21 protein-coding genes are annotated in these 24,742 nt (G+C 62.5%); 11 read left to right on the forward strand and 10 right to left on the reverse strand.

The features are described 5' to 3' along the window. The first annotated feature begins 26 nt into the window (after positions 1 to 26). Positions 27 to 1,454, forward strand: a complete 1,428-nt coding sequence (gene eglC / locus G6N74_RS23155; protein ID WP_165120372.1) for an endo-1,3-1,4-beta-glycanase EglC — start codon at positions 27 to 29, stop codon at positions 1,452 to 1,454. A 165-nt stretch (positions 1,455 to 1,619) separates the two neighbouring features. Here eglC and G6N74_RS23160 read toward each other — a convergent pair whose 3' ends face one another. The 5 genes from G6N74_RS23160 to G6N74_RS23180 form a co-directional block, all read right to left on the reverse strand. After that, positions 1,620 to 3,275 carry an ABC transporter ATP-binding protein gene (locus G6N74_RS23160; protein WP_165120373.1) on the reverse strand — a complete coding sequence of 552 codons (1,656 nt, stop codon included), beginning with the start codon at positions 3,273 to 3,275 and terminating at the stop codon, positions 1,620 to 1,622. After that, complete coding sequence (locus tag G6N74_RS23165) at positions 3,268 to 4,098, reverse strand: ABC transporter permease (RefSeq protein WP_165120374.1); 831 nt, start codon at positions 4,096 to 4,098, stop codon at positions 3,268 to 3,270. Before G6N74_RS23165 ends, G6N74_RS23160 begins: the two co-directional genes overlap by 8 nt. Positions 4,099 to 4,110: 12 nt before the next feature. Next, positions 4,111 to 5,067, reverse strand: coding sequence for an ABC transporter permease (locus tag G6N74_RS23170; RefSeq protein ID WP_165120375.1), 957 nt, complete (start codon positions 5,065 to 5,067; stop codon positions 4,111 to 4,113). A gap of 16 nt (positions 5,068 to 5,083) precedes the next feature. After that, positions 5,084 to 6,667 carry an ABC transporter substrate-binding protein gene (locus G6N74_RS23175; protein ID WP_165120376.1) on the reverse strand — a complete coding sequence of 528 codons (1,584 nt, stop codon included), beginning with the start codon at positions 6,665 to 6,667 and terminating at the stop codon, positions 5,084 to 5,086. 401 nt (positions 6,668 to 7,068) lie between these two features. Beyond that, on the reverse strand, positions 7,069 to 9,075 hold the full coding sequence (locus G6N74_RS23180) for a CocE/NonD family hydrolase (protein WP_165120377.1): 2,007 nt from the start codon (positions 9,073 to 9,075) through the stop codon (positions 7,069 to 7,071). 184 nt (positions 9,076 to 9,259) lie between these two features. Between G6N74_RS23180 and G6N74_RS23185 the strand changes: the two genes are divergently transcribed. Further along, the gene (locus G6N74_RS23185) at positions 9,260 to 9,508 is read left to right on the forward strand and encodes a type II toxin-antitoxin system Phd/YefM family antitoxin (protein WP_165120378.1); all 249 of its coding nucleotides are present in this window, start codon (positions 9,260 to 9,262) and stop codon (positions 9,506 to 9,508) included. Further along, positions 9,498 to 9,779 carry a type II toxin-antitoxin system RelE family toxin gene (locus G6N74_RS23190; protein WP_165120379.1) on the forward strand — a complete coding sequence of 94 codons (282 nt, stop codon included), beginning with the start codon at positions 9,498 to 9,500 and terminating at the stop codon, positions 9,777 to 9,779. Before G6N74_RS23185 ends, G6N74_RS23190 begins: the two co-directional genes overlap by 11 nt. A 7-nt stretch (positions 9,780 to 9,786) precedes the next feature. On the opposite strand, the gene G6N74_RS23195 is transcribed toward G6N74_RS23190, so the two are convergent. From G6N74_RS23195 to puuE, 4 genes are read right to left on the reverse strand one after another with little or no spacing between them, the layout of a single operon-like run. Next, positions 9,787 to 10,380, reverse strand: coding sequence for a nucleoside deaminase (locus G6N74_RS23195; RefSeq protein WP_165120380.1), 594 nt, complete (start codon positions 10,378 to 10,380; stop codon positions 9,787 to 9,789). Beyond that, positions 10,377 to 10,880, reverse strand: a complete 504-nt coding sequence (locus tag G6N74_RS23200) for an ureidoglycolate lyase (protein WP_165120381.1) — start codon at positions 10,878 to 10,880, stop codon at positions 10,377 to 10,379. The genes G6N74_RS23195 and G6N74_RS23200 overlap by 4 nt, the downstream gene beginning before the upstream one ends. A gap of 17 nt (positions 10,881 to 10,897) precedes the next feature. Next, entirely contained in the window at positions 10,898 to 11,740 is an 843-nt protein-coding gene (locus tag G6N74_RS23205) for a bifunctional allantoicase/(S)-ureidoglycine aminohydrolase (protein ID WP_165120382.1), read from the reverse strand. A gap of 53 nt (positions 11,741 to 11,793) precedes the next feature. Then, positions 11,794 to 13,212: an allantoinase PuuE gene (gene puuE / locus G6N74_RS23210; protein ID WP_165120383.1), complete on the reverse strand. Its 1,419-nt coding sequence runs from the start codon at positions 13,210 to 13,212 to the stop codon at positions 11,794 to 11,796. 182 nt (positions 13,213 to 13,394) lie between these two features. Here puuE and uraH point away from each other — a divergent pair, with 182 nt between their 5' ends. The 4 genes from uraH to xdhC all read left to right on the forward strand — a co-directional run bounded on the left by uraH (position 13,395) and on the right by xdhC (position 18,920). After that, the gene (gene uraH / locus G6N74_RS23215; RefSeq protein ID WP_165120384.1) at positions 13,395 to 13,760 is read left to right on the forward strand and encodes a hydroxyisourate hydrolase; all 366 of its coding nucleotides are present in this window, start codon (positions 13,395 to 13,397) and stop codon (positions 13,758 to 13,760) included. A 160-nt stretch (positions 13,761 to 13,920) separates the two neighbouring features. After that, positions 13,921 to 15,396, forward strand: coding sequence for a xanthine dehydrogenase small subunit (gene xdhA, locus G6N74_RS23220; RefSeq protein WP_205826823.1), 1,476 nt, complete (start codon positions 13,921 to 13,923; stop codon positions 15,394 to 15,396). A gap of 234 nt (positions 15,397 to 15,630) precedes the next feature. Continuing rightward, entirely contained in the window at positions 15,631 to 17,991 is a 2,361-nt protein-coding gene (xdhB, locus tag G6N74_RS23225) for a xanthine dehydrogenase molybdopterin binding subunit (protein ID WP_165120386.1), read from the forward strand. Further along, positions 17,988 to 18,920 carry a xanthine dehydrogenase accessory protein XdhC gene (gene xdhC, locus G6N74_RS23230; protein WP_165120387.1) on the forward strand — a complete coding sequence of 311 codons (933 nt, stop codon included), beginning with the start codon at positions 17,988 to 17,990 and terminating at the stop codon, positions 18,918 to 18,920. The genes xdhB and xdhC overlap by 4 nt, the downstream gene beginning before the upstream one ends. A 9-nt stretch (positions 18,921 to 18,929) precedes the next feature. On the opposite strand, the gene G6N74_RS23235 is transcribed toward xdhC, so the two are convergent. Next, positions 18,930 to 19,850 (reverse strand): LysR family transcriptional regulator, encoded by a 921-nt coding sequence (locus G6N74_RS23235; protein ID WP_165120388.1) that lies wholly within the window; start codon positions 19,848 to 19,850, stop codon positions 18,930 to 18,932. 134 nt (positions 19,851 to 19,984) lie between these two features. Here G6N74_RS23235 and G6N74_RS23240 point away from each other — a divergent pair, with 134 nt between their 5' ends. From G6N74_RS23240 to G6N74_RS23255, 4 genes are all read left to right on the forward strand, one after another. After that, the gene (locus tag G6N74_RS23240; protein WP_165120389.1) at positions 19,985 to 21,205 is read left to right on the forward strand and encodes a urate hydroxylase PuuD; all 1,221 of its coding nucleotides are present in this window, start codon (positions 19,985 to 19,987) and stop codon (positions 21,203 to 21,205) included. A gap of 1 nt (position 21,206) precedes the next feature. After that, positions 21,207 to 22,529, forward strand: coding sequence for a guanine deaminase (gene guaD / locus G6N74_RS23245; RefSeq protein ID WP_165120390.1), 1,323 nt, complete (start codon positions 21,207 to 21,209; stop codon positions 22,527 to 22,529). A gap of 77 nt (positions 22,530 to 22,606) precedes the next feature. Then, complete coding sequence (locus G6N74_RS23250) at positions 22,607 to 23,113, forward strand: heme-degrading domain-containing protein (RefSeq protein ID WP_165120391.1); 507 nt, start codon at positions 22,607 to 22,609, stop codon at positions 23,111 to 23,113. A gap of 182 nt (positions 23,114 to 23,295) precedes the next feature. Next, positions 23,296 to 24,561, forward strand: coding sequence for a glycerate kinase type-2 family protein (locus G6N74_RS23255; protein WP_165120426.1), 1,266 nt, complete (start codon positions 23,296 to 23,298; stop codon positions 24,559 to 24,561). The last annotated feature ends 181 nt before the right edge of the window (positions 24,562 to 24,742 follow it).

Here is a 24,742-nt window from a genome sequence, read left to right on the forward strand (position 1 = left end):
ATAAATCCAGGAAGCAGGAAGCGACGATGAACACTGTATTGAACGCCAAGGGCGTCCCCCTCCCTTACAGCGGCTCCTCGGTCAACCATTTCTCGGCAACGAATTCCGGCCCGCAGCTTGCCGGCAGTGCGCTCAACGATTCGATGTGGGGCGACAGTTCGGTCAATGTCGTCATGCAGGGCGGAACGGGCGACGACATCTATTATCTCTATTCGGCCCGTAACAGCGCCTTCGAAAAGGCCGGTGAAGGTGTTGACACGATCAACACCTGGATGAGCTATCGGCTTCCCGAGAACATCGAGAATCTGACCGTGACCGGCAATGGCCGGGCGGCGATCGGCAATGACGGCGACAACATCATCAGCGGCGCATCCGGCAGCCAGACCATCGACGGCGGCGCTGGCAACGACGTGCTTAAGGGTGGTGGCGGCGCCGATATTTTTGTCATTTCGGAGGGCAATGGCAGCGACCTGATACTCGATTTCAGTGTTGACGATCAGGTGCGTCTCGACGGTTACGGTTTTATCTCGTTCGATGCGATCCAGTCGAACCTGACCCAAACGGGCGCCAATGTGACGCTCGATCTCGGCAATGACGAGATCCTTGTCTTCGCCAACACCACCGTCGACCAGTTCGATGCGGGGCGGTTCAAGCTCAGCCTGGACAAGTCCGAGATGAGCCTGTCCTTCTCCGACGATTTCAATTCGCTCAGCCTGTGGAACGGCGAGAGCGGTACGTGGGATTCGAATTTCTGGTGGGGTGCCGAGAACGGCAGTACCCACACCGGAAATGGTGAGAAGCAGTGGTATATCGACACCAACTACGCGCCGACGAAGTCGGTCAATCCGTTCAGTATCGATAATGGCGTTCTCACCATCACCGCCGCGCCGACGCCGGATGCGATCAAGCCCGAAGTCAACAATTACGACTATACGTCCGGCCTGCTGACGACCTACGAGTCGTTTTCGCAGACCTACGGCTATTTCGAGATGCGCGCCGACATGCCGGAAAACCAGGGCGCCTGGCCGGCCTTCTGGCTGCTGCCGGCGGATGGCTCCTGGCCGCCGGAACTGGACGTGGTGGAAATGCGCGGACAGGAACCCGGCAAGGTGCATGTGACGGCGCATACCAATGAAACCGGAAGCCACACCTCTGTCTCCTCGGCGGTGAATGTGCCGGATACGTCCGGCTTTCACACCTATGGCGTGCTGTGGACCGAGGAGGAGATCGTCTGGTATTTCGACGATGTCGAGATCGCGCGCACCGATACGCCGAGCGACATGCACGGGCCGATGTACATGCTGGTCAATCTGGCGGTCGGCGGTGTGGCGGGAACGCCGGCGGATGGCTTGGCGACGCCGGCCGAGATGCAGATCGACTATATCAAGGCGTATGAGCTGGATGGGGTTACGCAGGCTGCCGCGAAGGCGGGGAGTGGGGATTTTCTGGTTTAATCGGTAGGCGTCGCGGAGCCTTTTGGGGTGCTACCCCCTCTCCGTCGCGCTGCGCGCGCCACCTTTCCTCGCACCGCAAAGCGGGGAGAGGTGCCGAGCGCAGCGAGGCGGAGAGGGGTTCTTGAACGTCGAGCAGGTCGACGCTGCAGGTTAAACGCAGGCCCGTCAGTTCCCCGCGCTCTCCATGCGCCGGCCCTTGATCGCCTTTTCGAGCCAGCCGATTTCCATTTCTGGAACCGATGAAAGCAGCAGCTCGGTATAGGCGTCGAAGGGTGGCTTCAGCACTTCGCTTTTCGACCCATAGCGAACGACCTCGCCGCGATACATGACGGCGATGGAATCGGCGATCGACTTCACCGTTGCGAGATCGTGGGTGATGAAGAGATAGGCGACCTGCTCTTCCTTCTGCAGTTCCAGAAGCAGCTCAAGGATGCCGTGAGCGACCAGCGGATCGAGCGCCGAGGTCACCTCGTCGCAGATGATGAGCTTGGGCTTGGCGGCGAGCGCGCGGGCAATGCAGACGCGCTGCTTCTGCCCGCCCGAAAGCTCTGCCGGGTAGCGGTCGATGAAGCCCTTGCCCATCTCGATCTTGTCGAGGAGTTCGGCCACGCGCGCGTCGCGCTGCTTGCCGCGCATGCCGAAATAGAACTCGAGCGGCCGGCCGATGATGGTGCCGACGGTCTGGCGCGGGTTCATTGCTACGTCGGCCATCTGGTAGATCATCTGGAGCTGGCGCAGATCGTCCTTGGTGCGGTCGGCGAGGCGGTTTGCCAGCGGCCTTCCGGCGAAGGTGACGTTGCCTTCAAGCGGCGGCAAAAGGCCGGTGACAGCACGCGCCAGCGTCGACTTGCCGGAGCCGGATTCGCCGACGACGGCGAGCGTCTGGCCGGGATAAATGTCGACGGAGACGTTTTTCAGCACCTTCACCGCGCCACCGCCATAGGCGGCCGTGACATTCTTCACCGACAGGAACGGCGTGGTGCCGGGCTTCTGCTCCTCGTGGGTGATCTCGTGAACCGAAACGAGCTGGTTGGTGTATTCCTGGCGCGGTTCCTTGATGATCTGGCGCGTGCCGCCCCATTCGACCAGCCGGCCATGGCGCAGCACCATGATCTCGTCCGACACCTGCGCCACCACGGCGAGGTCGTGGGTGATGTAGAGCGCGGCGACACCGGTATCGCGGATGGCATCCTTGATTGCCGCCAGAACGTCGATCTGCGTGGTCACGTCGAGCGCGGTCGTCGGCTCGTCGAAGACGATCAGGTCGGGTTCCGAACACAGCGCCATCGCGGTCATGACGCGCTGGAGCTGGCCGCCGGAGACCTGATGCGGGAAGCGCTTGCCGATGTTCTCGGGGTCCGGCAGGCTAAGCTTCTTGAACAGCGCCACAGCGCGCTTTTCGGCCTGGGCGCGGGTGCCTGTGCCATGCAGGAGGGATGCCTCGACGACCTGGTCCATCAGCCGGTGGGCCGGGTTGAAGGCGGCAGCGGCCGATTGCGCGACATAGCAGACCTCGCGGCCGCGCAGCTTGCGGATGCCGCTCTTTCCGCTGGTGAGGATATCGCGGCCATTGATGAAGACCTGCCCGCCGGTGATCCTGACACCGCCGCGGCCATAGCCGAGCGACGACAGGCCGATGGTCGATTTGCCGGCGCCGGATTCGCCGATCAGGCCGAGCACCTTGCCTTTCTTCAGGGTCAGCGACACGTCATGCACCAGCGTGATGTTGCGCGGCTCTTCGCCGGGCGGGTAGACCTTGGCCTCGATGCGCAGGTTGCGGATGTCGAGCAGATTGTCGCTCGGGGTCGCCAGATTAGCCATTGCCGCGGCCTCCCTTGAGATCGGTCGTGCGGTTGAGCACCCAGTCGGCGACGAGATTGACGGAAATGGCAAGCGCTGCGATCGCGGCGGCGGGGATAAGCGCTGCCGGAATGCCGAAGACGATGCCGTCCTTGTTTTCCTTGACCATGCCGCCCCAGTCAGCTGCCGGCGGTTGGACGCCGAGGCCGAGGAAGGACAGGGCCGACAACAGTAGCACCGAGTAGATGAAGCGCAGGCCGAGTTCCGATACCAGCGGCGACAGCGCGTTCGGCAGGATCTCGCGGAAGATGATCCAGCGGCGGCCTTCGCCGCGCAGCTTTGCCGCCTCGACGAAATCCATGACGTTGATGTCGACGGCCACTGCGCGCGACAGGCGGTAGACGCGGGTCGAGTCGAGGATGCCCATGACCATGATCAGCACGAAGATGTTCGTGGGCAGGACCGAGAGCACGACGAGCGCGAAGATCAGCGTCGGGATTGCCATCAGGAGATCGACGAAGCGCGACATGATCATGTCGAACCAACCGCCGACGACGGCGGCGGTGAAGCCCAGGATCGAGCCCAGCGAGAAGGACAGCGCGGTCGCGAGAACCGCGATGAAGATCGTCGTTCTTGCGCCATAGATCATGCGTGAGAGCAGGTCACGGCCGAGATTGTCGGTGCCGAGCAGGAAGTTCGCCGACGATGGCTCCCAGACCTGGCCGACGATTTCGCCGAGCCCGTAAGGCGCGATGAGCGGCGCGAAGATGGCGGTAAGGAGGAAGAGCGTCGTGAAGATCAGGCCGATCACGGCGCCGAGGGGGATTCTTGTCAGACTAAGCATAGCTGCGCGCCCTCACTTCGGATGCCGGAGGCGCGGATTGGCGATGATCGCCGCTATGTCCGCGATGATGTTGAGGCCGATATAGACGGCGGCGAAGATCAGCCCGACCGCCTGCACCACCGGCACGTCGCGCTTGGCGACATGGTCGACGAGATACTGGCCCATGCCGGGATAGACGAAGATGACCTCCACCACGACCACGCCGACGATGAGGAAGGCGAGGTTGAGCATGACGACGTTGATGATCGGCGCGATCGCATTGGGAAATGCGTGCTTGCGGATGACGTTGAAGGCCGACAAGCCTTTCAGTTCGGCGGTTTCGACATAGGCCGACTGCATGACGTTGAGGATGGCGGCGCGCGTCATGCGCATCATATGCGCCAGCACCACCAGCGTCAGCGCGGTAGCGGGCAGGGCGATCGCCTGCATGCGCTGGCCGAAGGGCATGCCTTCATAGACGGTTGAAATGCCGGGGAACCATTGCAGCTTCACGGCGAAAAAAAAGACCAGCACATAGCCGATGAGGAATTCCGGCAGCGAAGTCGAGGCTAGCGCAAGGCCGGATATGAGCTTGTCGACGAAGCCGTTGCGGTAGCGCACGGCGAGCAGGCCGAGAATGATCGCCAGCGGTACCGAGACGATGGCTGCCCAGAAGGCCAGGAACAGCGTGTTCCACAACCGGCCCTTGATCGACGTCGCAATGTCCTGGCCGCTCGACAGAGCGGTGCCGAGATCGCCGGTCAGCACGCCGCCGAGCCACTTGAAATAGCGGACATAGGCGGGATCGTTGAGGCCCATGGCCTCGCGCAGGTTTGCAAGCGCCTGCGGCGTCGCCGACTGGCCGAGGATGGATTGTGCGACGTCGCCGGGCAGGATTTGCGTGCCGGCGAAGATCAGGACCGAAACGGCCAGAAGCAGGAGCACGCCCAGCGCCAGGCGCTGGGCTATCAGTTTCAGGATGGGAGCCATCTGGACAAGGCCGAACTCAGGCCTGGACCCAGCACTTGGACAGTGCGTAGCCGCCCATCATTTCCTGGTTGCCATCGGGCGACCACCCTCCGACCTTGGCGCTGGTGGCGTCGATGAAGTCGTTGAACATCGGCGTGATGACGCCGCCCTCGTCGCGCACCATCTCGCCCATCGACTTGTAGATGGCGGTGCGCTTTTCCTTGTCGAGTTCCGAGCGTGCCTGGAACAGCAGCTTGTCGAAGTCCTCGCGCATGAAACGCGTGTCGTTCCAGTCCGCCTTGGAATAATAGGCGGTGGTGTACATCTGGTCCTGCGTCGGGCGCCCGCCCCAGTAGGAGGCCGAGAAGGGCTGCTTGTTCCAGACTTCCGACCAATAGCCGTCGCCCGGCTCGCGCTTTACCTCGATGGTGATGCCGGCCTTGGCAGCGCTCTGCTGGTAAAGCTGGGCTGCGTCCACGGCGCCGGGGAAGGCAACGTCGGAAGTGCGCATCAGCACCGTGCCGGAGTGGCCGGACTTCTTGTAGTGGAAGGCAGCCTTTTCCGGATCGAACTTGCGCTGCTCGATCTCGGCGAACAGCGGATAGGCCTTGTTGATCGGCGTGTCGTTGCCGATGGAGCCGTAGCCCATCAGGATCTTCTGCAGCATCTCCTCGCGGTCGAGCGCGAATTTCAGCGCCAGCCGCAGATCGTTGTTGTCGAAGGGCGCGGTGTTGCAGTGGGCGATGAACACATAGTGGCCGCGCCCGGCGACGTTCTGGATGGTGACGCCGGGAACGCGCTTGATGAGTTCGACGATCTTGGGCTCGACGCGGTTGATCATGTCGACCTGGCCGCCCTGAAGGGCGGAGGTGCGGGCGGTCGCGTCATTGATGATGATGATCTCGATCTGGTCGGCAAAGCCGCGATCGTCGCGCCAGTAATTGGCAAACTTCTCGCCGCCGAGACGCACGCCGGCCTCATTGACGGTGACCTTGTAGGGGCCGGTACCAATGCCTTCGTCCGGCTTGTCCTTGCCGCCATTCGGCTGGATCATCAAGTGATAATCATCGAGCAGGTAGGGCAGATCGGCGTTGGCTTCCTTGAGCGTGAAGACAACGTTCTGGCCGTCGACCTTGATCGTGTCGATGCCGCCCATGATGCCGAGCGCGCCGGATTTCGACTTCTCGTCGGAATGCCGCTCCATCGTCGCCAGCACGTCGGCCGGGGTCATTTCCTTGCCGTTGTGGAACTGCACGCCCTTGCGGATCTTGAAGGTCCAGACCTTGGCATCGTCCGATGCGCCCCATTCCTCGGCCAGCGCGGGCTTGACTTCGCCATCGGCGGTAAGCTGGACGAGCTGCTCGCCCCACTGCCGGCCGAAGAAATAAGGCACCTGGCTCGACCATGAAGCCGGGTCGAGGCTGTCGGTGGCAGCGCCGCCGACCATGCCGGCCTTGAGGACGCCGCCCTTCTGCGGGCCAGCGGCGAAGGCGGCTGTGCCGAGCAGCGAATTGGCGAAAGTGGCGGTAACGCCGAGAGCCGCGGCGCGGCCGAGAAAATCACGCCGGCTCAATTTGCCGACGGCTACACGATGGCTCAGGAATTCGAGTTCATTCGACATATAGAGGTTCCTCACTCTGTTAGGTGACCGTTATCGGTCTTGATTTCTTGTTGAGGGAATATTGCTCGCAACATCGCGCCGCGCGCAAGGCAGTTTGCGACATGACGTGGCGTAAATGATGCGTGATGGTGGACCAACGCCGGCAGTTCTCGGCGGTCCCGGCCGATGAGCGGGAAATATCCCGCTCCGCAGCGAAGGCCTAGAAGGCGATAACTGGAAAAAGGCCTGAATAGGCGTAATCGTTCGACATCGATTTCTCCCCGGTCCGGTGGTTTGGCGGGCGTCGATTTTCTCTTTCGAACAGCAGAAATACTGAATGCAGAACCGGCATCTAACGATGCCGGTCGAGACATGAAATGACGCAAATAGAATGTCGTATTTAGACCAATGCGTTTCATTCGTCAAATGTGGTCGCGCGGAATCTCCTCCTTGAAGTCGCGCTCGAACACTAGTTCGTCTCCCTCGTAGGCTTCGATCCTGCCGGTGAGATAAAAGTTTTTCGCGTCGGAGCGCATCTCCGAAAAAGTCTCGGTGCGCAGCGACCATTCATTTCGCGACAGGGTCGATGTCCAGTGCGTCTTGCCGAAAGCCGACAGTGGATCGGCGGGATCGATGGTCCACCATTCGCGCGCGACACCGCCATTCACCAGGCCGTGGTCCTTGTCGCGGATTTCGCCGAAATCATCGACGATGACCAGCGAGACCTTGCCGGTCGCCGGATCGCGATCGACCTTGCGGCTGTTGGCGCTTTTGCGCAGCGTTTCAACCTGCCAGGGCGTGGCGCCCTCGGGTTCCGCGAAAGTGACCTCATCGCCGCTGCCGGACGGGCGCAACGGAAGATCGATCGCACCTTGTTCAAGCGTCAGCGTAACGGGCCTGGGCGAAGGCCAGACCAGCGGCCAGTAGGTGGACGAAACGGCGACCCGAAGCCGGTGGCCCTTGGCGACGCTGTAGGCGATGTCGTCAAGCTGAAGCGTGATCTCCACCGCCTCGCCGGGCGGCATGGCTTTGGGGAACTCGTGGCTGTCGCGGTGGGTGAGGTTCAGCACGCTGTATGTGATGCGCGTGGACGAGCCGTCCGGCTGAACGTCGCAGAGACGAACCGCGACCATGGCCCGTTCGTGATCGGCCACGAGCCTGAGGCGGATGACCGGGGCGCCGACGATATCCATCGCGGCTTCCAGCGGCGGCCCGTCGAAGCAGATCGATTTCTCGTCGTCCTCGCGCTGGTCGCCGGGAAGTTCCGGACCAAGCCAGATCGCGCAATATTCGCCGCCGGCCATGCCGCAATCCTGCGGCGTGGCGACTTTCACGCTGCCGAGCGCTTTGGCGGTGTCGGCGAGCTTGCTGTCAGCCGCCAGATGCAGGCGTTTCGGCTTGATGTCTTGCGAGGGCCAGTTCTTCTCGGCGATCCAGCGGCCGGGACGTTCCTCATACCAGTCGCGCGGCGGCACCGAATCCATGACATAGAGCCGCATCGCCGGGTCGTTCTCGACGCCGGTGTCGATGCCTTTCAGCCAATGGTCCCACCAGCGCAGCGCTTCCTGCAGGAAGCCGATTGCCGGCTTGGGCACGGCAAAATGCGGATATTTGTGGATCCACGGGCCGATCAGCCCCTTGGCCGGCGCCTGCACACCTTCGACGATCCGCGCGACGGCGTTCTTGTAAGCGTCGCCCCAACCGCCGACAGCCAGTGTCGCCGCCTTGATCTTCGAAAAATCCTCGCAGACAGAGCCGCGCTTCCAATAGGCGTCGCGGCGCTGATGCCTGAGCCAATCGGCAGGCAGGAAGGGCTCGTTCTCAAGACGCGCCAGCCACATATCCCGCCATTTGTCGCCAACTAGCGCAGGGTCGGGCGAGCGCGAGGAATAGGACAGCATGGTCGAGCCCCAGCCGAGATTCTCGTTGAGCAGCAGGCCGCCCTTGTAGTGGATGTCGTCGGCATAGCGGTCGTCGGTGGAGCAGAGCGTGATGATCGCCTTCAGCGCCTCCGGCTGCTTGGCTGCGACCTGGAGCGAATTGAACCCGCCCCAGGAAATGCCCATCATGCCGACATTGCCGTTGCACCAGGGCTGGCCTGCTGCCCAGGTGATGACATTCACCGCATCCTGCAATTCCTGCTCCGAATATTCGTCGTCCATCAGCCCTTCGGAATCGCCATTGCCGCGCATGTCGACGCGGATGCAGGCATAGCCATGGCCGGCAAAGTAGGGGTGAGTGAGATCGTCCCGTGCCGTGGTGCCGTCGCGCTTGCGATAGGGCAGGTGCTCGAGGATCACCGGCACCGGGTCCTGATCGGCATCGTCCGGCATCCACACCCGCGCCGACAACCGGCAGCCATCGGGCATGACGATGCCCATATCGGGAAATTCGAGAACGGTGCGGGGGAAATCGGTGATGGTTTTCATGCCTATGCTCCTGATGACTACAGGAGGCATCGGACAGGGGCCAAAAGCAAGTCGGAGAAACGCCGCCCGGATTGCTTTTTGCGGCGAATGGCTCAATTTCGAAATCTGAATCCAGTTGGACGGACCAATTGAAAAGACCTGTTATGAGTGCTATTTAAAGTACCAATAAAGGACGGAGCTTCTCGTGCCTCACACCATTCTTGCCGAAGTCACGGCCAGCGTTTCGGAGCTGAAAAAGAACCCGATGGGAACGGTTGCGGCCGGCGAAGGCTTTCCGGTCGCGATCCTGAACCGCAATGAGCCGGCCTTCTATTGCGTGCCAGCCAAGGCGTTCGAGGCGATGATGGACCGGATCGAGGATTTCGAACTCAATGCGATTGCCGATGCCCGCAAGGGCGAGGAGCGCATCCGGGTCGATCTCGATGCCATATGAGGTCCAGTTCCTCACATCCGCACTCAAGGAATGGAAGAAACTCGACGCCAATACGCGTGAACAGTTCCGCAAGAAGCTGAAAGAGCGCTGCGAGAACCCGCGCCTGCCATCGGCCAAACTCCGCGACGCGAAGGATCGCTACAAGATAAAGCTCCGCAGCTCGGGCTACCGGCTGGTTTATGAAGTCATCGACGGTGAATTGGTGGTGCTGGTCATAGCCGTCGGCAGGCGGGACCGCTCGGCGATCTATGAGGCCGCAAGCAAGCGCTGAAGCCAGCTCAATTCAGCGGAATATCATTCTCGGCCTTGCCGTCCTGATATTCTCCCGAAAGCCGGTCGTATCTGGCCGAGATTTTGGCGACACGCTCCTCCAACGTCTGGCGTTCGGCTTCAGGTAACTCTCGCAACAGCTTGCGCAGGGAAAAGCTTTTCCAATAGGCGTTCTCGGCATTGTAGCCGCCGGGGTCGAGCGTGAAGACCTCTTTGAGGATTTTCAGGTCGTGCGGGATGGCGAAGCTGTCGCGCGAGTCCTCGTGGGAGAAAAGATAGTAGAAATTGTCGAAGCCGGTCCAGGTGATGGCCGACAGGCAGAGCGAACAGGGCTCGTGGGTTGACAGGAAGATGCAGTCCTTCGTGTCCGGGCGGTCGGCCTTGGGCATTTCGTAGAAACGCTTCAGGCAATGCATCTCGCCGTGCCAGAGGGGATTCTCGATCTCGTTGTTGGTTTCGGCAAGCACCAGCGACAGGTCGGCTTTGCGCAGGATCGCGGCACCGAACAGCTTGTTGCCATGGGCCACGCCTTCCGCCGTCTTCGGCACGATGTCGTCCTCGATGACGTCGAACAGGCGGTTGATCAGCGAGGTTTCGGTCATCGGGCTTCCGGCAGGTGGATTTCGTAAGGGTGGGAGAAGTGGAATTCTTCCAGGTTCGAGCCGTCGCCGCCACGGTCGACGATCAGAAAGTCCTGCTTTTTGCCGATGGGGGTGAGTACGCCGTGCCACAGATTGCGCGGATAGTTCACGCCCTGGCCGGGCTGGGTCAGGAAGGCGTGCGGCGTTTCCGGACCGTCCTCGCCATCGTGGCAGACGACGACGAGAAAGGGGCGCGGCGACAGCGGGATGAAGGCCTGGCTGCCGAAGGGATGGCGCTCGACCATGGAGAGTTTCAGCGGAAATTTGTAAGGTGTGCCGGCGCCTATGCTGACCAGCACGCGCGCGTTCGGACCGGCGGCGTCCACCTTGGCCAGATCGTGATAGCGCTCGGTCTTTCCACCATTGATCGGGTAGTGGTTGTCGCCGCCCTTGTCGATGACATCGCCGAACTCGGCGAAGTTCTCGCGGGTGAGCAGCTTTGCCGTGATGATCCGATCCATGGCGGCGTCCTTTCGGTTTAGGGCCGGCGCACAGCAGCGCCACCCAGCTTCATATGCCGGTTGACGTCCTTGTAGAGCAGGTAGCGGAAGTTTCCCGGTCCGCCGGCATAGCAGGCCTGCGGACAGAAGGCGCGCAGCCACATGTAATCGCCGGCCTCGACCTCGACCCAGTCCTGGTTGAGGCGGTAGACGGCCTTGCCCTCCAGAACATAGAGGCCGTGCTCCATCACATGCGTTTCGGCGAAGGGAATCACCGCGCCCGGCTCGAGGGTCACTATGGTCAGATGCATGTCGTGGCGCAGGTCGGCCGGATCGACAAAGCGGGTCGTCGCCCATTTGCCCTCGGTGCCCGGCATGGGGGAGGGCGCGATGGCTTTCTCGTTGGCGAAGATGGCTTCCGGCACGTCGATGCCGTCGACATAGTCATAGGCCTTGCGGACCCAGTGGAAACGGACGGGTGTGCCGCTCTCGTTACGGGCGGTCCATTTGCTGGCCGGCGGCAGGAAAGCAAACCCGCCCGGCTGCAGGACATGTTTCTTGCCGTCCAAGGCGATGGTCAGTTCGCCCTCGACCACGAAGAGCGCGCCTTCGGCACCTGCGTCCGGCTCCGGCCTGTCGCTGCCGCCGCCGGGAGCGATTTCCATGATGTATTGCGAAAACGTCTCCGCAAAACCAGAGAGCGGGCGCGACAGCACCCAGGCGCGGGTGTTGTCCCAGAAAGGCAGCAGGCTGGCGACGATGTCGCTCATCACGCCCTTGGGAATGACGGCATAGGCCTCGGTGAAGACGGCACGGCCGGTCAAAAGCTGCGTCTGCGGCGGCAGGCCTCCGGTCGGGGCGTAATAGGTGCGGTCGGCCATTCTGGGTCCTTAGTAGTTGAGCGTTATCCCGCCCAAGCCGGAGCTTTCACGATCTAGGCGGGTAAAAGGTCTTTCAGGCGCAGCAGCGCGATGCGCTCCACCTGCTTGCAGGCCGTCTCGAATTCTTCGGCGCGGCTGTTGCCGATGCGGGTTTCGAAGGCGGCGAGAATATCGTCCTTGGTCTTGCCCTTTACGGCGATAATGAAGGGAAAGCCGAAGGTGGTGACATAGGCGGCGTTGAGCTTGGAGAAGAGCTCGCGCTCGGCATCGGTCAGGGCGTCGAGCCCGGCGGAGGCCTGCTCCTGGGTGGATTCCGGTGTCAGGCGTTTTGCGGCCGCAAGCTTGCCGGCGAGGTCGGGGTGGGCGGTCAGCACGCCCAGCCGCTCCTTTTCACTCGCTGACCTGAAGGCCCGGCAGAGCGCATTGTGCAGGCCACCGGCGCTGTCGTGAGCCGATCCGAGTTCCAGCCCGTAGGCGCGTTCCGCGATCCATGGCGAATGCTCGAAGATGCCGCCGAATTTTTCGACGAACTCTTCGCGCGCCATTTTTGACGGGCGCAGCGCTTGCGGCTGATAGGGGTGATGCTCCTGCCAATGGCGGGCGATGTCGATGCGCCGCGCCAGCCAGACCTTGTCGTGGCTTTTCACGTAATCGATGAAGCGCTTGAGTGCTGCCGCGCGGCCGGGGCGGCCGACGAGGCGGCAGTGCAGGCCGATATTCATCATGCGCGGGCGGCCTGCCTTGCCTTCGGCGTAGAGCGTGTCGAAGGAGTCCTTCAGATAGGCGTAGAACTGGTCGCCGGAATTGAAGCCCTGCGGCGTCGCGAAACGCATGTCGTTGGCGTCGAGCGTGTAGGGGATGATCAGGTGAGCGTGGTTCTGATGCTCGAGCCAGTAGGGCAGTTCGTCGTCATAGGTGTCGGAGATATAGTCGAGGCCGCCTGCCTCGCAGGCCAGTCGCACCGTGTTGATCGAGGTGCGCCCGGTGTACCAGCCACGCGGGCGCTCGCCGGTGACTTCGGTGTGGAGCCTTATCGCCTCAACGATGTCGGCGCGCTCAGCCTCGAGAGAATGCTCGCGGTAGTCGATCCATTTCAGCCCGTGCGAGGCGATCTCCCAGCCGGCTTCCTGCATGGCGGTCACCTGGTCGGGCGAGCGGGCAAGCGCTGTGGCGACACCATAGACGGTGACCGGAACTTCTGCCTCGGTGAACATGCGGTGCAGCCGCCAGAAGCCGGCGCGCGCGCCATATTCGTAGATCGATTCCATGTTCCAGTGACGCATGCCGACCCAGGGGGCAGCGCCGACGATCTCCGACAGGAAGGCTTCGGAAGCGGCATCGCCATGCAGAACGCAGTTTTCGCCGCCTTCCTCGTAGTTGACGACGAACTGCACGGCGACATGCGCGCCTCCCGGCCATTTCGGGTCGGGCGGGTTGGCGCCATAGCCGCGCATGTCTCTTTCGTAACGCATGAAATCCCTCAGGCTTCCGGCGAAAGCCGAACTTGCAGATTAAGAATAATCGAAAGACTGGCCGGGGCATTCCCCTTATTATTTTTGAAAGTCTTTTTGTGGCCTTCGGCTTCTCCGGGACTTATGCATGGCATTTATTTGCCGCACAATCGATCGTTCGTGTTCACAAGCAGGGAGGCAGTATGTCGACGACGGATGGCGGGCGCCTGACGACCCATGTTCTCGATACGGCTTCCGGCAAGCCGGCCGCAGGCCTGTCGATTTCGCTGTTCAAGGTCAGCGGCAATTCGCACCGCAAGGTAAAGACCGTGGTGACGAACTCCGACGGGCGCTGCGACGAGCCGCTGCTTGCGGGGCACGCATTCCAGGCCGGACAGTATGAACTGGTATTTTCGGCCGGCGCCTATTTCCGCGCCACCGGGCTGGCGCTGCCGGAGCCGATGTTCCTGGATGAGGTGCCGATCCGTTTCGGCATGTCGGAAGAAAAGCATTATCATGTGCCGCTGCTGATCTCGCCCTACGGCTATTCGACGTATCGGGGGAGTTGACGATGGCATTTGCAGGTTTGTGCCGCCCCTCACCCTTACCCTCTCCCCGTAAACGGGGAGAGGGGGGCGTCGGCGTTGGAGCTTCCTTCTTCTCCCTGTTTACGGGGAGAAGGTGCCGGCAGGCGGATGAGGGGCAGCGCTGCGGTTGGAGAGATTGAAAATGACCAAAACCCGCAACGAAATCCGCTTCCTGCTCAATGGCGAGGATGTGGCGCTGTCGCAGGTCGCGCCCGACGAGACGCTGCTCGACTATCTGCGCCTGCGCCGCTCGCTGCGCGGCAGCAAGGAAGGCTGCGCCGAGGGCGATTGTGGTGCCTGCACGGTGCTGGTCGGTCGGCTGACGGACGGCAAGCTGGTCTATGAAAGCGTCAATGCCTGCATCCGCTTCGTCGGTTCGCTGGATGGCTGCCATGTCGTGACGATCGAGCATCTGCGCGGCGAGGCCGGCAAGCTGCATCCCGTCCAGCAGGCAATGGTCGATTTCCATGGCTCGCAATGCGGTTTCTGCACGCCGGGCTTCGTCATGTCGCTCTATGGGCTGTGGATGAAAGAGCCAAAACCGGCGGATGCGGCGATCGAAAAGGCGCTGCAGGGCAATCTCTGCCGCTGCACCGGCTATGAGGCGATCATGCGCGCTGCCCGCGCTATTTCGAGCTACGGCAAGGTTGCCAAGGACCCGCTGGCGGTCGAGCGCGCGGCGGTGACCGAGAAACTCACTGTGCTGCGCGACGGTTCGCGCGTCGAGATCGGTGCGGAAAAGCATCGCCTGATCGTGCCGGCGGATGTGGACGATTTCGCCTCCATTCTCGAAAGCGAGCAGAAGCCGACGATCGTGGCAGGGTCTACCGATGTCGGCCTGTGGGTCACCAAGCACATGCGCGATATTTCGCCGGTGGTCTTCATCGGCCATCTCGACGGATTGCGCACGATCTCGGAAAAGGACGGCCTGGTCAGCATCGGCGCCGGCGTGACTTATACGGAAGCGTTTGAGACGCTGTCGAAGCGCATTCCTGCCCTCGGGCCGCTCATCGACCGCATCGGCGGCGAGCAGGTGCGCAATATGGGAACGATCGGCGGCAACATCGCCAACGGCTCGCCGATCGGCGACACGCCGCCACCCTTCATCGCGCTCGGCGCGACGCTGACGCTGCGCAAGGGCAAGGCGCGGCGCACGATCCCGCTGGAAGAATTCTTCATTGCCTATGGCAAGCAGGACCGGCAGCCGGGCGAATTCGTCGAGGCCGTGCATGTGCCGGTGCCGGCGAAAGATAGTTATTTTGCCGCCTACAAGATCACCAAGCGCCGCGACGAGGACATCACGGCCGCCCTGGGCGCGTTTCTTCTGACGCTTGCGAGGGATGGCACCGTCGCCTCCATCCGCATCGCCTATGGCGGCATGGCGGCGACGCCGAAGCGGGCGCGGGCGGTGGAGGCGGCATTGACCGGCAAGCCATGGACCGAAGCGGCCGTGGAAGCGGCCATGACAAAATATGCCGAAGACTTCACCCCGCTGACCGATATGCGCGCGACGGCGGAATATCGTATGCTGGCTGCGCGCAATTTGCTGATGCGGTTCTTTGCGGAGAGCCAAGGCGGAAAAGCGCCGATCCAGGTCTCGCGGCACCGGGTAGCGTGAGGTGACGGTCATGAACCTAACATTGAATGCCACGTTCCTTCGCGCCCCCCTCTGGCCTGCCGGCCATCTCCCCCACGGGTGGGGAGATCAGCCTTCATCATGGCTTTCGCCAATCTTGGACGTTTCAGAATATGCGGGGCGAGCGACACAGCTAGTCTCCCCACCTGTGGGGGAGATGGCCGGCAGGCCAGAGGGGGGCAACGTAGAGCGCTGCCCGGCCGGGAGAGCTTGCTCATGAACAAACACGCTTCCCCCAACCTGAAAGCAGCCAAGATCGCCGGTGGCGTTCACACAGACCAGCGCCACGATTCAGCGCACAAGCATGTCGCCGGCACCGCCGTCTATATCGACGACATGCCGGAGCCGGCGGGCACGCTGCATGTCGGCATCGGCCTGTCGAGCGTTGCGCATGGCAAGCTAAAATCGGTCGATCTGTCGGCGGTGCGGAGCGCGCCCGGTGTGGTTGACGTGCTTACCCATGCCGACGTGCCGGGCGAGAACGACGTCTCGCCGAGCGGCATGCATGACGATCCGGTTTTCGCGGAAGGCAAGGTGCAATTCCATGGTCAGCCGATCTTTGCCGTCATTGCCGAAACGCGCGAGCAGGGCCGCTCTGCTGCCCGCCTCGCGAAGATCGAATACGAGGAACTGCCGGGGATCTTCGATATCTGGAACCTCGATCCCGAAAAAGACAAGCAGGTGACGACGCCGCTGACGCTAACGCGCGGCGATGCGGCGGCTGCCATCGCAGCGGCACCGCACCGCATCAAGAACCGCATGAAACTCGGCGGCCAGGATCATTTCTATCTCGAGGGCCAGGTGTCGCTGGCGATACCGGGCGAGGATGACGAGGTCATCGTCTATTGCTCGACGCAGGGGCCGAGCGAGACGCAGCATCTCGTCGCCCATGTGCTGGGCGTGCCGAGCCATGCCGTGACGGTGGAAGTGCGGCGCATGGGCGGTGGGTTCGGCGGCAAGGAAACGCAGGCGAACCAATGCGCGGCAATCGCTGCGATCGCCGCCAAGAAGCACGGCAGAGCCGTCAAGATCAGGCTCGACCGCGACGAGGACATGACCGCCACCGGCAAGCGCCACGACTTCGCCATCGACTATGAGGTCGGCTTCGACGATGAGGGCAATATCCTCGGCGTCGACTTCATGTTCGCGCTGAATGCCGGCTTTTCCGCCGATCTGTCGGGTCCCGTTGGCGACCGCGCGCTGTTCCACTGCGACAACGCCTATTTCTATCCGCATGTGCACGCCAAGTCCGCGCCGCTCTACACCAACACGGTTTCCAACACGGCATTTCGTGGCTTCGGCGGCCCGCAGGGCATGGTTGGGGCCGAGCGCGTCATCGATGAGGTGGCCTTCGCCGTCGGCAAGGACCCGCTCGAAATCCGCAAGCTGAACTTTTATGACCCGATGGGCGCTGAAGGCGAGCGCAACGTCACGCCCTATCACCAGAAGGTCGAGGACAACATCATCCACCGCATCGTGGCGGAACTGGCGGAAAGTGCCGACTATGCCGGCCGCCGCCGCACGATTGATGCGTTCAATGCCAACAGCCGCTTCATCAAGCGCGGCATGGCGCTGACGCCGGTCAAGTTCGGCATATCCTTCACCAAGACGGAGTCCAACCAGGCCGGCGCGCTGGTGCATGTCTACAATGACGGCTCCGTGCATATGAACCATGGCGGCACCGAGATGGGGCAGGGGCTGCATCTCAAGGTCGCGCAGGTGGTGGCCGAGGAGTTCCAGATCGACCTCGACCGCGTCAAGATTACCGCGACGACCACGGCCAAGGTGCCCAATACCGCGCCGACGGCGGCGTCCTCGGGAGCCGACCTGAACGGCATGGCGGCGCAGGATGCCGCGCGGCAGATCCGCAAGCGGCTCACCGATTTTGCCGCCGAAAAATATCAGGTGCCGACCGATCAGGTGGTGTTCCTGCCGAACCGCGTGCGCATCGGCAATCAGGAGATCGGCTTCAACGAACTGGTCAAGCAGGCCTATCTCAACCGCATCCAGTTGTCGGCCGCCGGCTTCTACAAGACGCCGAAAATCCATTGGGATCGAGCCAAGGGCCGCGGCCATGCCTTCTACTACTACGCCTATGGCGCGGCCTGTTCGGAGGTCTCCATCGATACGCTGACCGGCGAATATGTCGTTGAGCGCACGGATATTCTGCACGATACCGGACGCTCGCTGAACCGGGCGATCGACATCGGTCAGGTCGAAGGCGGTTTCATCCAGGGCATGGGCTGGCTCACCACCGAAGAACTGGTGTGGGACGACAAGGGCCGCCTGCGCACCCATGCGCCTTCGACCTACAAGATCCCGCTCGCCTCGGACCGGCCGAAAATCTTCAACGTGGCGCTGACGGACTGGTCGCAGGCCTATGAGCCGACGATCCATCGCTCGAAGGCCGTCGGCGAGCCGCCGCTGCCGCATGGCATGTCGGTGCTGCACGCGTTGTCGGACGCAGTGGCGAGCGTTGCCGATCACAAGATTTGCCCGCGCCTCGACGCGCCCGCCACGCCTGAGCGTGTGCTGATGGCGGTCGAGCGGCTGAAGGCTGAAGCGGCGGGCAAGTGACACGCAACGCCGAAAGCCTGCGCGCCTTCTTCGACGTGTCGCCGGCGGTCGCACTCGTCGAGGTGGCAGAGGCAAAGGGTTCGACCCCGCGAGAGGCCGGCACGAAAATGCTGGTTTCGCCTGATGCGATCTTCGGGACTATCGGCGGTGGCCAACTGGAATTCATGGCGATCGACAAGGCGCGGGAGATGTTGGCGGAAGCGCTCCTCCCTCCCCCTTGCGGGGAGGGTGGCCCGGAGGGTCGGGTGGGGGTGGCTCAGAATGGTGCGAACCCGTTACCACCCCAACCCCGCTCCGCTTCGCAGATCGAACCTCCCCGCAAGGGGGAGGGTATAGTGCTCGACATCCCGCTTGGCCCCGAAATCGGCCAATGTTGCGGCGGTCGGGTTAATCTCTCTATCAGCGTGGTCGACGACCCCCTGCGTCAAAACCTGATCGAAGAAGCCCGCATCGAGGATGCCAGAAGCCCGCATATCTATGTGTTCGGCGGCGGTCATGTCGGCCATGCGCTGGCTTCGGCCTTTTCTCTCCTGCCGGTTCACGTCATTGTCGTCGAAACCCGCGCCGAGGCTCTGGAAGGCATGCCGGAATCGACAGAGACGCGGTTGACGCCGATGCCGGAGGAAATGGTGCGCGAGGCACCGGCGGGCGCTGCCTTCGTCGTGCTGACGCATGACCACGCGCTGGATTTCCTGATTGTCGCGGAAGCGCTGAAGCGCGACGATGCGGCCTATGTCGGCATGATCGGCTCGAAGACCAAGAAGGCGACGTTCAGGAGCTGGTATCTCAAGACCGCGAACGGCACCGAAGACGCCTTCGCGCGCCTCGTCTCGCCCATCGGCGGCGATGCGGTGAAGGACAAGCGCCCGGCAGTGATCGCGGCGATGGCCGCGGCCGAGATCATGATGGCGTTGGCAAAAAAAGCCTGATCTGACGCCCTACTTCCCCGCCAGAATATCCTTGATCAGCCGCTGGCAGCGCTCGGCCATGAAGTCGAGCAGCAGGCGCACTTTCGGGTCCTGCAGGTTCTTGTGCGGATAGACGGCGGCGAGCTGGATCGGGGTTGGCGGCGTTTCGGGCAGGATCACCTTCAGCCGCCAGTCGCGAATAAAGGGCTCGACCTCGAAACGCGGCTTGTTGACGATGCCGCGCCCAGACAGCGCCCAGCCGGTCAGGACATCACCATCGTCGGAATCGAACGGCCCATGGACTTCGAATTTGGCCGGGCCGGACGGCGTGTTCAGGGTCCAGTAGAACTCGCGCATGCCGGGAAAGCGCAGCATCAGGCAGTCGTGCTTCTTGTCCACCAGCTCCTGCGGATGCTGCGGCTCGCCGCGCTGTTCGAGGTAGGAGGGGGCTGCGACCAGCACGCGCTCGCATTCCATGATGCCGCGCATCCTCAGGCTGGAATCCTCAAGCAGCCCGAGCCGGAAGGCGACGTCGATGCCTTCCTTCATGATATCGACATTGTGGTCCGACAGGCGAAGCCGCACTTCGATATCGGAATATTTGTCGTGGAAATCGGGAATGCCGGACGCAATCAGCCGCCGACCCATGCCGAGCGGGGCGGTGACGCGGATCGTGCCGCGCGGCTGGCCTGATAGCGCGCTGACGGCGGCCTCCGCCTCGGTAATCGCCTCCAGCACCTGCTTGGCCCCGGCATAGAACACGGTGCCTTGTTCGGTCGGCATCAATTGCCGCGTCGTGCGGTTGAACAGGCGCACGCCGAGATGCTTTTCCAGCTCCTTGATGCGATTCGACGCGACAGCAGGGGATATCCGCATGTCGCGTCCGGCTGCAGACAGGTTGCCGAGTTCGACGACGCGGACGAAGACGGCGATGTTGTCGAGATAGGCCATGCGTACCCGCTGTTCCGTTGGCGAACGATATAATCATCCTAGTATTTTACATTTTTTTTTGAAAGTCATCGTGCACCTCGCCCCTTTCGGTTTGGGCGCAAGGCCGTAAAGTCGAGGTGGTAGAGAGGGCCGACATGAACGATTTCGCGATACTATGGGATTGGGTGAGCTTCGCCGTGCGCTGGCTGCACGTGATAACGGGCATCGCCTGGATCGGCTCGTCCTTCTATTTCGTCGCGCTCGATCTCGGCCTGCGCCAGCGTCCCGGCCTGCCGCAAGGCGCTTTCGGTGAGGAATGGCAGGTTCATGGCGGCGGGTTCTACCATATCCAGAAATATCTGGTGGCACCGGCCGAGATGCCCGAGCATCTCACCTGGTTCAAATGGGAGTCCTACGCCACCTGGATGTCCGGCTTCGCCATGCTGGCAATCGTCTATTATGCCGGCGCGGACCTGTTCCTGATCGACCGCAATGTGCTCGACGTCTCAGTGCCGGTCGGTATCCTGATTTCGCTGGCCTGCCTGGCGGGTGGCTGGATTGTCTACGATCTTCTGTGCCGCTGGCTGATCGGCAAGGCCGATACCGCGCTGATGCTGATCCTTTATGTTATCCTGGTTTTCATGGCCTGGGGCCTGACGCATCTGTTTACCGGGCGTGCGGCCTTCCTGCATCTCGGCGCCATCACCGCCACGATCATGTCGGCCAATGTCTTCATGGTCATCATCCCGAACCAGAAGATCGTCGTCGCCGACCTGATCGCGGGCCGCAAGCCCGACCCGAAATACGGCAAGATCGCCAAGCAGCGCTCGCTGCACAACAACTATCTGACGCTGCCGGTGCTGTTCCTGATGCTGTCGAACCACTATCCGCTGGCGTTCGGCACGCAGTTCAGCTGGGTGATCGCATCGCTGGTCTTCATCATCGGCGTGCTGATCCGGCATTATTTCAACAGCCTGCACGCCCGCAAGGGCAACCCGACCTGGACGTGGCTGGCAACCGTCATCCTGTTCATCATCATCGTCTGGCTTTCGACGGTGCCGAAAATCCTGACCGGCGAGCCGAAGACCGCAGCCGCCGACCAGACCTATATCGCCTCGTCGCATTTCCCGGCGGTACGCGACACGGTGCTTGGCCGCTGTTCCATGTGCCATGCCGCCGAGCCGGTCTATGAGGGCGTCTATCAGGCCCCGAAGGGCGTGATCCTCGAAACGGATGAAGCGATTGCAGCCCACGCTCGCGAAATCTATCTCCAGGCCGGGCGCAGTCACGCCATGCCGCCCGGCAATGTTACCGCGATTACCCCGCAGGAGCGGGAATTGCTGGTGACCTGGTTCGAAGAGGCGAAGAAGAAATAATATGACGGAAACACTCCTTCGCGGCCGCACGCTTTCCTTCTTGCGCTGGCCCGACAGCGTCGACGACCACGCCGCCTATCGCTACGAGGAAGACGGCGGCCTGCTGCTGCGCGACGGCACGATCGTTGCCGCCGGCCCCTATGCGGAAGTCGCCGTACAGGCGGGCGCGGGCGTCCAGGTCATCGACCATCGGCCGCATCTGCTGTTGCCAGGTTTTATCGACGCGCATGTGCATGTGCCGCAGATGCACATCATAGCGTCTTATGGCGCCGAGCTGCTCGACTGGCTGAATACCTACACCTTCCCGGAAGAATCGCACTTCCGCGACGCGCAGCATGGCCGCCGCATCGCACGGCTGTTCCTGGACGAGATGGTACGGCAGGGCACGACGACGGTCGCGGCCTATTGCTCGGTGCACAGGCAGTCGGCGGAAGCGTTCTTTGCTGAAGCGCATGACCGCAACATGCTGACCATCGCCGGCAAGGTTATGATGGACCGCAATGCGCCCGAGGGTGTGCTTGACACTCCGCAATCGAGCTATGACGACACCAAGGCGCTGATCGCCGAATGGCACGGGCGAGGCCGGCAGCATTACGCGGTGACGCCGCGCTTCGCCATCACCTCTTCGCCGGAGCAGATGGAGATGGCGGGCGCGCTGATGCGCGAGCATCCTGACCTGCATATGCAGACGCATCTATCGGAAAACCACGCCGAGATCGCCTTCACGCAGCAGCTTTATCCGTGGTCGAAGGACTATACGGATGTCTACGAGCATTACGGGTTGCTCGGTAAAAGGAGCCTGTTCGGCCACTGCATCCACCTTTCCGAGCGCGAGGCCGATGCCATGTCGGAAACCGGTTCGGTGGCCGTGTTCTGCCCCACTTCCAACCTGTTTCTCGGCTCCGGCCTGTTCGACTACCAGCGGTTCCGGCAGCGCGAGAAGCCGATCCGCATCGCGGCTGCGACCGATGTCGGCGGCGGCACCAGCTATTCGATGCTGCGTACCATGGACGAGGGCTACAAGGTGATCGCGTTGAATGGCGAGAAGCTTACCCCCTTCGCCTCGTTCTGGCAGATGACGCTCGGCAACGCACAGGCGCTTTCGCTGGACGACAAGGTCGGGACGCTGGATGCCGGTACGGACGCGGATATCGTCGTGCTGGATTCTCGTGCAACGCCGGGTATGCGGCTGAGGATGGAGCGGGTGGAGACGCTCGCCGAGGAACTGTTTCTGCTCCAGACCATGGGCGACGACCGCGCCATCCGCGAGGTCTATGTCGCCGGCAGGCCGGCAAAGAGCACGATGGAATTGGCTGCCGCCTGATCCGGGCTTGACCCACCGTCATCATGTCATAAAACCACGGCATCGATTATCGGCATGGTTGGATCGCGGAGGAAAGATTGGGCGCTGCTGACGATATCCAGACGATCATTCGGCAGGAGCGCGAGTTGGTGTTTCCTACCTTCGACGAGGCGACCGCCTTTGCCGTGGGTTCGCGCATACGCGACCGGGCGCTGAAGGACGGTTTTGGCATCATTGTCGATATCCGGACCTGGGACCGCCCGCTGTTCTATGCCGCCATGCCCGGCTCGAACGCATCCAATCCCGACTGGGCGCGCCGCAAGATCAATGTGGTGAAACGCTTCCTCAAAAGCACCTACCGCATGGTGCTGGAACAGGATCGCCCCGACCGCTCCTTCAAGCCCAGCGAGGGGCTGGACATCGCTGACTACGTGCTGGCGGGCGGCGGCTTTCCGGTGACCGTGAAGGGCGCCGGCGTCATCGGCTGCATCACCGTTTCGGGTCTGCCGGAGAGGCAGGATCATGAGGTGGTGGTTCGTGCCGTGTGCGAGCATCTGGGGCTGGATTATGCGGGGCTGGCGTTGCCGGCTGAGGCAAAGGCTTGAAAGGTTGGCGCCGCCCCTCATCCGCCTGCCGGCACCTTCTCCCCGTATAGTGACGGGGAGAAGGAGGCTGGCCGCAACGCCGGCGACCCCCTCTCCCCGTTTTTCACGGGGAGAGGGTAAGGGTGAGGGGCAGCGCCGCGTTTGTTATTTGATACCGATACGGATGATCGAACGTGGCTGACCTGAAAAACATCGACCCCAAGACCTTCCTAACCTCCATCTTCAACGCCGCTGTTGCAGCAGCCGATCCCGAACTGACAATCCGCAGCCACCTGCCGGAAAAGCCCAGGGGCCGCACCATCGTAATCGGCGCTGGCAAAGGGGCGGCGCAGATGGCGGCGGCGCTGGAGAAGGCGTGGGACGGGCCGCTCGAGGGCGTCATCGTCACGCGCTACGGCTACGCCGCGCCCTGCGAGCGTATCCGCGTTCTGGAGGCGTCGCACCCGGTGCCGGATGCGGCGGGGATCGAAGCATCGAAGGCGCTGCTCGACATGGTGAGTGGGCTGAGCGCTGACGATCTCGTCATTGCGCTGGTCTGCGGCGGCGGCTCCGCGCTGCTGCCGTCGCCGCCGGAAGGTTTGACGCTGGCCGACGAAATCGCAGTCAACGAGGCACTGCTCGCCTCCGGCGCGCCGATCTCGGCGATGAACGCGGTGCGCAAGCATGTCTCGACGATCAAGGGCGGGCGGCTCGCCGCTGCTGCGCATCCGGCGCGTGTCGTATCGCTTGTCGTTTCCGATATTCCCGGCGACAATCCGGCGCTGGTCGCCTCCGGTCCGACCGTGCCGGACGATGCATCGCGCGCAGATGCGCTGAAGATCGTTGAAACCTACGGCATGAAATTGCCGGCGGCTGTGATGGCGCATCTGAATGCGCCCCAAGCAGACGCGCCGCGCCCGGATGACAGCCGTTTCGCTCGCAACGCGGTTCGGGTGATCGCTTCGGCTGCCGTGTCGCTGGAAGCAGCGGCTGCGGAAGCGAAGAAGCAGGGCGTCGAGGCGGTGATCCTGTCGGATTCGATCGAGGGTGAGGCACGAGATATCGGCGCGGTCCATGCGGCCATCGCGCGCGAAGTGGCCACGAAAGACCGGCCATTCAAAAAGCCGGTGCTGATCCTGTCGGGCGGCGAAACCACGGTGACGCTGCGGGCCAAGGGTAAGGGCGGCCGGAACAGCGAATTCCTGCTCGCCTTCGCGCTCGGCATTGATGGTGTGTCCGGTATCCACGCGCTTGCGGCAGATACGGACGGCATCGATGGTTCGGAAGACAATGCCGGTGCCTTTGCCGACGGCACGAGCGTTGCCCGCATGCGCGCCGGGGGCGTCGATGCCAAGGCGATGCTTGCCGCCAACAATGCCTGGACGGCGTTCAATTCGGTCGGCGATTTGTTTGTTCCAGGGCCGACGGGCACGAATGTGAATGATCTCAGGGCGATATTGGTGCGGTGATTGCTCTTCCTTGTCGCAGGGCTTCGCATTTGAAACACCCCCACCCCTTACCCCCGACCCTTGTGGGCAGGGCAATCTCGTATGGAGTTCGACCCCCACTCCGTCTCGGCTTCGCCGAGCCACCTCTCCCCCGATCGACGGGGGAGAGGAAAAGCCGTCCGCAAGGCTGGCACCCTTCCTC

It is taken from the genome of Mesorhizobium zhangyense, from assembly GCF_011045115.1.
In the GTDB taxonomy this organism is placed as follows: domain Bacteria; phylum Pseudomonadota; class Alphaproteobacteria; order Rhizobiales; family Rhizobiaceae; genus Mesorhizobium_M; species Mesorhizobium_M zhangyense.

Coding starts and splice junctions, on each gene's coding strand:
- G6N74_RS23160 (WP_165120373.1), bottom strand. CDS start 3,275: ATGGCTAATCTGGCGACCCCGAGCGACAATCTGCTCGACATCCGCAAC.
- xdhB (WP_165120386.1), top strand. CDS start 15,631: ATGAACAAACACGCTTCCCCCAACCTGAAAGCAGCCAAGATCGCCGGT.
- G6N74_RS23205 (WP_165120382.1), bottom strand. CDS start 11,740: ATGGCCGACCGCACCTATTACGCCCCGACCGGAGGCCTGCCGCCGCAG.
- G6N74_RS23170 (WP_165120375.1), bottom strand. CDS start 5,067: ATGGCTCCCATCCTGAAACTGATAGCCCAGCGCCTGGCGCTGGGCGTG.
- G6N74_RS23195 (WP_165120380.1), bottom strand. CDS start 10,380: ATGACCGAAACCTCGCTGATCAACCGCCTGTTCGACGTCATCGAGGAC.
- guaD (WP_165120390.1), top strand. CDS start 21,207: ATGACGGAAACACTCCTTCGCGGCCGCACGCTTTCCTTCTTGCGCTGG.
- G6N74_RS23180 (WP_165120377.1), bottom strand. CDS start 9,075: ATGAAAACCATCACCGATTTCCCCCGCACCGTTCTCGAATTTCCCGAT.
- eglC (WP_165120372.1), top strand. CDS start 27: ATGAACACTGTATTGAACGCCAAGGGCGTCCCCCTCCCTTACAGCGGC.
- G6N74_RS23175 (WP_165120376.1), bottom strand. CDS start 6,667: ATGTCGAATGAACTCGAATTCCTGAGCCATCGTGTAGCCGTCGGCAAA.
- xdhA (WP_205826823.1), top strand. CDS start 13,921: ATGACCAAAACCCGCAACGAAATCCGCTTCCTGCTCAATGGCGAGGAT.
- G6N74_RS23200 (WP_165120381.1), bottom strand. CDS start 10,880: ATGGATCGGATCATCACGGCAAAGCTGCTCACCCGCGAGAACTTCGCC.
- uraH (WP_165120384.1), top strand. CDS start 13,395: ATGTCGACGACGGATGGCGGGCGCCTGACGACCCATGTTCTCGATACG.
- puuE (WP_165120383.1), bottom strand. CDS start 13,212: ATGCGTTACGAAAGAGACATGCGCGGCTATGGCGCCAACCCGCCCGAC.
- G6N74_RS23190 (WP_165120379.1), top strand. CDS start 9,498: ATGCCATATGAGGTCCAGTTCCTCACATCCGCACTCAAGGAATGGAAG.
- G6N74_RS23165 (WP_165120374.1), bottom strand. CDS start 4,098: ATGCTTAGTCTGACAAGAATCCCCCTCGGCGCCGTGATCGGCCTGATC.
- G6N74_RS23240 (WP_165120389.1), top strand. CDS start 19,985: ATGAACGATTTCGCGATACTATGGGATTGGGTGAGCTTCGCCGTGCGC.
- G6N74_RS23235 (WP_165120388.1), bottom strand. CDS start 19,850: ATGGCCTATCTCGACAACATCGCCGTCTTCGTCCGCGTCGTCGAACTC.